The sequence below is a fragment of the Mycobacterium sp. TH-M25 genome (assembly GCF_057473665.1).
Window position 1 is genome coordinate 1 of sequence record NZ_JBYCLA010000598.1, and the last position, 6937, is coordinate 6937.

Below are 6937 nucleotides of genomic sequence, written 5' to 3' on the forward strand. Positions count from 1 at the left end.
CTACGCTGCGCTGCCGCTGGCGACGCTCATCGTCGCGGGCGCGGCGACGATCAGCGCCCCGACCGCGTTCGCCGACCCTGCGCCGCCGTGCCAGCGCCCCGACGGCTCAAGTTGCTCCGATGCGCCCCCCGGCTGCGTCGACCCGGCAACAAACCTGCCGTGCTCCAGCCAACTACAGGACGTCAACGCGGCGATCCGGCGCGAGCTGCAGCAGGTGCTCGGCGGAGTGCTGGCGGGCCAGTGACGCAGGCCGTGACCCTGGCGCGTTGCCGCGGGGCCGGTGGCAAGATGGGGCGCATGAGAGACAAGCGATTGCCCAAATGGGCGCAGCGCCCGATGCTCCGCTGCCCAGCGTGCCGCCGCCTGTTTGCCGGCGAGGAGTCGGAGCCCGCGATTGTGAGGATGTTGGCCGGCGCGGCGTGCCCGGACTGTCGGGCAGGCATCGCGTAGACCTAATCCAGCAACCGCGCTGGGCCGAACGGCGTCCCGGCGCCGGCGTGGTCGTCGATGCGCAGACCGGCACGGTCGGCCGGCGTCAAACCGAATCGCGCTGCTAGGCGCACCGCCTGATCTAGAGAGGCGTTCATCGCCCGGAAAGCCGGCGCCAGCACCGCATTACCGTTGTATCCCGCCGTCTGCGCACCCTTCTCGTCGACCTCCGCTGCATATCGGCGATACAGCGCAATCGAGCGACAGAGGGCCGCGAACAGCTCGACATCATCCGCGGTGAGGACTCGACGCGAAATCAAGCCGGGCGCCAACGCACTCCAAATGCGCTGCGCCTCACGCGACAGATCGCCCGGAGGCGCCGCGTCTGGCGCAGGCGCCGGCAGCGGTTCGTCGCGGTTGATGCGCGACTCGCGGGTGCCGTCCAGGGCCTTCAGGTGATTCGGCCGCGGCCGGCGTCCGCTTCCTCGGGCTCCCATGGCCACAATGATACCGCGTCGCCGTGTATTGGGATAGGCGCGAAACACGTTGGCGCGCAACGGTTTGCGCTCACGTCGATAGAACGAATACGGCTGTGCCGCAACGGGTCTCGGCAAGGTGGGAATTTTCGGTTTTTCTGTCTTGGCTGACGAAGCCCTAGCGAAGGGTCGGGAGGGCCTGACCTGCACAGATGGAAAAGCCCCCCCTTTTGCTGTAGAACAGCCCGATGGTGACCGCGAATTGCCATGTGGCACAGCAAATCTCGCGCCGATGGCGACCACGGATTGCCATGTGTCGCAGCAACTCTCGCGCCCGATCCGCAAGCACGGCACGTCGACGCGGGCAATCGGTGCGGCTGAGGGTGTGTCTAAGTCGACGGTACGTGAGGACTTGGCACGTGGGCGAAATCGCCCACCTGACGACGACCCGCTCGCGCCTGCCGTGGTCACCGGCCTGATGGCGACAGCTCTCGATCCCATGTCCACCATCGGAACCGACATCGACGCCGTTGCGGAAGCTGCCCACGATGTCGCGCACGAGATCGCCCACGATATCGCCCACGATGTCGCCGAAGATGCCTACGACGACGCCTACCGGGACGCCTATGAAGACGCACACCGGCGGGAGTGCGACCGGCGCGACATCGCCTGATTCGATTCCCGTGTCGGGAGGGCTTGACGGGCCGTCCGCTGAGCGACGATCGGACGCGGCCATGTGTGAGTGGCTTACGGCGCTACGTTGGTCGCTCAGCGGGCTAGCCAGGGCGCAAAGTCGACGTTTCGCCTGGTGCGCTACGCGGCCAGCTCGGCCGCGGCCTGGCCGTCGAGGACTGCCTTGACCGTCGAAGCGTGCCAGCTCGCGCCACCGTGGCCGGTCGCCACGTCATCGGCGTTGAGCTGGCCAGCAATGGCGCGCAGCGACAGGCCCCCAGCTTTCGCGTCAACGATGCGCTGGACAACCTCGGCCGGCAGACTCGTGGGGCGCCCCAGGCGCTCGCCGCGAGCCCGCTTCGCCGCCAGGGCATCGCGGGTGCGCGAGCTGATGAGCCTGCGCTCGTACTGCGAGGCGACGATCATCGTGGACAGGGCCATTTCCCCGCTCGGCGTGCTGCTGTCGACGTCCAAGTCGGCGAAGTGCAGCGACCAGCCGGAGGTACGCGATTCGTCCATCAGTGAGGCGCCGTCGACAACCGACCGGCTCAAGCGGTCCATCTTGGAGACCAGCAACCCGGCTGCCTGTCCGCTACGCACGGCGTCCAGCGCTGCGAGCGCGCCAGGCCGGCCGGTCAAAGATTTCGCACTGATGCCGTCGTCGATGAACTCCGCGACGATGGTCAAGCCCTTGCGCTCGGCGTAGGCCGCGACGGCTGCGCGCTGGGCCTCGATACCGAGCCCGCTGCACGCCTGCTCGGCTGTCGAGACTCGCAGATATGCGACGACAGTTCCGGCGGGTGCAGTGCGTGGCTTTCTCATGCCTTCACTGTACAGTAAACGGTCGTATCCTGTACAGGACTAGGTGGTGTGATCTGCCTCACGCTGGCTGGCCGGGTCGAAACGGCCGTCCAACGCATCGGCGGCGCCGGCTATGTAGGCCCGCGCAAGCGGTCCCGCATCTAGTTCGCCGGCGTCGACCGCGGCCAGGTATCGGCGCAGCGCGCCGGCGACCTCACGCGGGTCGGCGTCGTTGTCACTCACGGGTCAACCTCCGTCCTGACTCAAATCGTAAGCGGGCGCCGACGGCGGCGCCGGCGGCGTCGGCAATGAATTGATGTAGCTCCGACACTTGATGCACAACCCGGCGAGCTGCGCGTCGGCGGTGAGCAGGCGTCCGCCGCACAGTCGGCATAACTGCAGGTCCGAATCAGTTGCGCCACCGTGGCTTTCAGTCGCGCCAGCGTCGGGTAGGCACCAGAAGGTGTGCCGCGGGAAGCCGCGCGATAACGTCACTACGCCCAGCGTGGCCGCTGCGCGTTGTAGTGACCGCACGCTCAGGCCGGCGGCGATGCCCGCCGCCTTCACGCTGGCCGACGGCTCGCCGCCGTGGGCCGCGAGACGGCCGGCGAGCCAAGTGATAGCGGTGGTCATGGCGTCACCCCATCGCCGTCTGGCCGGAGCATGAGCAGAATCGCGTGACCTGGGTAGTAGAGCGACTGGCCACTGACGTCGATCCGCACGCCGAGCGGGCGAAGGTCTGCGGCCAGCGCGGCCAGCGCGTCAGCGTCGGTATGAAACGGCTCGGCGGTGTGCACCAGTTGTCCGCGCCTGTCACGCCAGCCTCGCCCGTGATCAAGGATGTCGTAGTGGCGACTGCACAGGCAGTCGCGATCGCGGCGCAACTGGCAGCGCTTGCCGACCAGCGTCCGCGGGCACGGGCGGTAGCGCAGCCACCGATTTCGCCGCGGCAGTAAGCCGAAGTGGTGCCGCATGCGGGCGGCGTGACTGTCCGCGCCCATGCCGGCCGGGGTGGTCGGCCACGGGTCCGGCTCGCCGCGGGCGAGTGCGGCCCGGCGGGTGACCGAGACAGCGGTGTTGAACCTCATCGGGTCGCCGCCGTTCCGGTGCGCGGCGAATCAAGGTAGCGCTGCCGACACGGCCCACACCGAAGATGCGCCGACTTGAGCGGGGCCCCGCAGTCGACGCACTGACGCGCCGGATCGGGCTGTGTGAGTTTGCTGGCGGGTGTGCTCGCGGCGCTGGCGGGGCTTGACGGCTGATTCCGAGCGGCGTGACCGTTGGTGGACGTCTCAGCGCATTTTCCCAGGTCGCGCGTCTCTGGGACGCCAACGGTGGACGTAACGGTGGACGCGCGTCCACCGTTATTTTCTGGGTATTTTCGCAGGCCAGTTGCGGTGGACAACGGTGGACGCGGTGGACGAGTGGTGTACGCCGTCCCCCGCTCCGATTTGACCTCGGTGACACGGCCATCTTCGATTAGCTGGGCGATGACCGCACCGAACTCCGCGCGGATATCGGATCGCAGCTTCTGCCGCAGATCTCGCCGGGCGATGAGCCCGCCGCCGGCCTTGTCGAGTGCGCGCAGAAGGGTCTCTTGGCAGCGCTGGAATCGACGGTCTGAGCCGACCTCCTCACGCTCCGCAGCGGCTTGCGCGCGTGCCCGGTTGCTGCGCCGGAACTGCGCAGCAACGGCCCGCTGGCAGGCCCTCCGGGTAGCTGCCGACGCGGCCATCAGTTGCCCGGCGAGCGCCCAGTCTTCGGCCGTCATCGCCGTACGCGAGTCGAGCAGCATCAGCGCGGCCGCGACCTTGAGCCTGACGAACATCGAATGCCCGTCCAACGGGTCGACACCGGCGTCACCGCGAAGCACCGCACGGCGACGGGCGATGATCTCGTCGCGAGCGATGTCTGGGACGCAAAGCTGAATTTGATCGCCGACATAATCGACGTCGTCGACCGCAACCCAGGCCGGCGAAGGGTCAGGCAGTGCCTTTGGCGCCGGCGGGCACTCGTCGGGCACGTCCGGGTCGCCGGTCCACAGCCAAAGGAACCGCTGCGGAAAGCCACCGTCGGCTGCGCTGAGCAGTGCGCCGGCGCGCTCCGGCTGGACGTAGGCGACCAGGGAGGCTCGATAGGAATGCTCGGGAACGATCGTGCGGGTGTCCTTGCCGGCGTTGGCGAAGCCGATAGTGGCACCGCCGAAGACTGCTCGCAGTGTGGCCGTGAGCGTCGATCCGGTGCGTGCCGCTAGCGCGGACCAGGTATCGAGTTCGGAGATCGAAAATATGGCGGCGGTCACCGGATTCGGCCCCTCCGGGTCGGCGCCGACGGGTCGGAACGTCCGCGGAATGCCCTCGCCCGATCCGACGGGCACCACCGGCGCGGCCTGCGCCCACTCGAACGCATCACGCGCCACAGCACCGGCAGCGTCTTTGCCATGACCGGGCGGTCCGGCCAGATCAACAAACAAGTTGAGCGAACCCCGCCCACCGACCAGTGGTGGTAAGACGACGTTGGGTGGCGTATTCGCAACGACCCGCGCCAGCGATTCGCCGAGCACTGCCATCGGGGAGACCAAGCGTGCGTGGGCGAATTGGCGGATGTGACGCAGAACGGGCCGCGAGTTCCAGAAATCGTCAGGCAAAGGTGGGGGCGCCAGCGCTTCGGCGTCAGCCTCGACGACGTGATCATATTGGCTCGCAACCCGTTCGCGCGCCTTGGCGATGCCGGCGTCGTCGACCTGGCCGACCGCCCAAGACAGAATGCCGCGATATTCGTCCTTGGCCTCGGCCCTGGTCAGTGTGCGCCCGGTGGATGTGCCGGTGGTCGCGGTGTCACGGAACGGCTCGTACAGCTCGCGCGCGGCCGTGCGTGCGCCGTAGAGGCCAGCCGCCGCCTCGGCCATCGCGTCAGTCAGAACACCCAGGGTGCTCGCGTGGCATGACGCGCCCGAAGCCAGCTTGGCCTTCAACGTGTTGACCAGTCCGACCAACGCCTCGGGCCGGGTGGCTTCGACATGTCTGTCGAGGAAGGCTTCGACCTCGGCGTCGGTGGCCGTAGCTTCCGCGTCATGAGACTCCGGCAGCGCGTCGGCGATGTAATCCGGCAGCGCCGGCAGTGCGCCGGTGCGTTTCCACTGATACAAACCGCCGCCGGGGTGTGGCGTGGGCGCGACGACGATGACGCCGTTGGCGCCCCGCACATCGCCCCAGCCGCGCCCAAGCTTTCCGACGCTGTTACCGACGCGCCGACCAGTGGTGTTGGCGAACAGATAATGCCCGCGATGAGGTTGATCCGGCCGGCTGGATTGATGCGGGCAGCCGGCTTCGACGGCGCGCAGTATCTCATCCGGCGCCTTGTCGAAGTTGTCGACGTCGATGACGACGGCACCGGATCGGCCGCAGTGCAGCGCGATTCCGTAATCGGTTCCGGCGAACCAGGCCGTGATGATTTTCGGGTCGCGACTCGACTGCGCCGGCCAGCCTCTCCCGACGACGCTGCCGGCGTCTTTTGTCCCGGCGCGAACGGGAATGACGTACCAGCCATCGGCAGCGTATTTCAGGGCGGCGGTCAGGTTGTCGTCGTCGGCTCTGATGTCGGGAATGAGCAGGGTGTCGCCCTTAGTCTCGGACGCTGAGCTGGTATTCTGGTGCTTAGCGTTCGGAGACGCGTGCAGGCGCCGGTCCCTTGGGGCCGGCGTTTTGCTGTTCATGCGCCCGCGCCGAACGGCCGCATCGCGGCGTCGATCTCATTCAAGTCAAGCCGAATGAATCTGGCGCCGTTGCGGTAGCCGGTCAGCCGGCCGTCGGCCAACATCTGGCGAATTGTGCGTGCCGTGACGCCAAGATATTGGGCAGCCTGTGCGGGGGTCACATAGCGACGACGGGTCGCGGCGATTGTGTCGTTCATTGGGTGGGCCTTTCGGGCATCGTTACGATGCCGCCCACCCGAGGCTCGGAGACGGGTCGCGTCCAGCGGACGCAGGTGCGAGTTTAGCCCATATCGCCCGCGATTATGCGGCACAACACGCCGAGAGGCACAACGGAGCGTTTACGCCCGTCGTCACCCGCCGGCACGACAGCCCAATCCTCGCCAGTGTCGAGCGTGTCGACCAGCGCGGCCGCATCGCCGATTTGGGCCTGCCGTTTACAATGCGGGCAGCGCACAACCCAGCTTGTACCGCGCGGCCAGATCGCCTCGCTCACGGCGTGATCGGCGTAGCCCGCGACCAGTGCGCGGTACATAGCACCCTGATCGCGCGCAGTGGCCACACCGGCGCCGAGCACCGCATCCGACGCGCCAGACACTGGGCGAAACGTCACCCGGCCACCGCTGTCGCGGTTGTCGTCCAAGAAGGCGATTGCGGCGACCTCACCAGTGCAGCCGCAGACAATTAGGTAGTCACCCATCGGTGCTCCGTTCGGCGATCCGGGAGAGCAGCGCCGCGATCTCGCGGTCGCGCCCACCGGCCGTGTGCTGGTAGCGCATGGCCGCTTGCGGTGTCGAATGACCCAACCGTGCCATCAGTTCAGCCAGCGTAGCGCCGGTGGCCGCGG

Annotated in this window: 9 protein-coding genes and 2 pseudogenes; 2 read left to right on the forward strand and 9 right to left on the reverse strand. The window is 67.8% G+C overall.

The genetic code is table 11. From position 1 onward, the window contains the following. Window positions 1–244 (forward strand): annotated as a pseudogene (locus tag AC2VOU_RS19900) (hypothetical protein); the annotation flags it as partial. 208 nt (window positions 245–452) lie between these two features. Here AC2VOU_RS19900 and AC2VOU_RS19905 read toward each other — a convergent pair. Then, a complete protein-coding gene (locus AC2VOU_RS19905; protein WP_486958909.1) occupies window positions 453–926 on the reverse strand; it encodes a phage terminase small subunit P27 family in 474 nt (157 codons plus the stop codon). 271 nt (window positions 927–1197) lie between these two features. On the opposite strand from AC2VOU_RS19905, the gene AC2VOU_RS19910 reads away from it, so the two are divergent. Next, entirely contained in the window at window positions 1198–1578 is a 381-nt protein-coding gene (locus AC2VOU_RS19910; RefSeq protein ID WP_486958910.1) for a hypothetical protein, read from the forward strand. 140 nt (window positions 1579–1718) lie between these two features. Here the strand turns inward: AC2VOU_RS19910 and AC2VOU_RS19915 are convergent, their stop codons facing one another. From AC2VOU_RS19915 to AC2VOU_RS19950, 8 genes and pseudogenes are all read right to left on the reverse strand, one after another. Next, window positions 1719–2399, reverse strand: coding sequence for a recombinase family protein (locus tag AC2VOU_RS19915; protein ID WP_486958911.1), 681 nt, complete (start codon window positions 2397–2399; stop codon window positions 1719–1721). Between the two features lie 39 nt (window positions 2400–2438). After that, entirely contained in the window at window positions 2439–2621 is a 183-nt protein-coding gene (locus tag AC2VOU_RS19920) for a hypothetical protein (protein WP_486958912.1), read from the reverse strand. A gap of 3 nt (window positions 2622–2624) precedes the next feature. Further along, complete coding sequence (locus AC2VOU_RS19925) at window positions 2625–3011, reverse strand: hypothetical protein (protein ID WP_486958913.1); 387 nt, start codon at window positions 3009–3011, stop codon at window positions 2625–2627. Next, window positions 3008–3466, reverse strand: coding sequence for a hypothetical protein (locus AC2VOU_RS19930; protein ID WP_486958914.1), 459 nt, complete (start codon window positions 3464–3466; stop codon window positions 3008–3010). The genes AC2VOU_RS19925 and AC2VOU_RS19930 overlap by 4 nt, the downstream gene beginning before the upstream one ends. Next, window positions 3463–6093 carry a bifunctional DNA primase/polymerase gene (locus tag AC2VOU_RS19935; protein ID WP_486958915.1) on the reverse strand — a complete coding sequence of 877 codons (2631 nt, stop codon included), beginning with the start codon at window positions 6091–6093 and terminating at the stop codon, window positions 3463–3465. Before AC2VOU_RS19935 ends, AC2VOU_RS19930 begins: the two co-directional genes overlap by 4 nt. Then, entirely contained in the window at window positions 6090–6290 is a 201-nt protein-coding gene (locus AC2VOU_RS19940; RefSeq protein WP_486958916.1) for an excisionase family DNA-binding protein, read from the reverse strand. Before AC2VOU_RS19940 ends, AC2VOU_RS19935 begins: the two co-directional genes overlap by 4 nt. 83 nt (window positions 6291–6373) lie before the next feature. Then, window positions 6374–6790 carry an SRPBCC family protein gene (locus AC2VOU_RS19945; protein ID WP_486958917.1) on the reverse strand — a complete coding sequence of 139 codons (417 nt, stop codon included), beginning with the start codon at window positions 6788–6790 and terminating at the stop codon, window positions 6374–6376. After that, window positions 6783–6937, reverse strand: a pseudogene (locus AC2VOU_RS19950) (site-specific integrase); the annotation flags it as partial. The pseudogene AC2VOU_RS19950 and the gene AC2VOU_RS19945, both read right to left, overlap by 8 nt.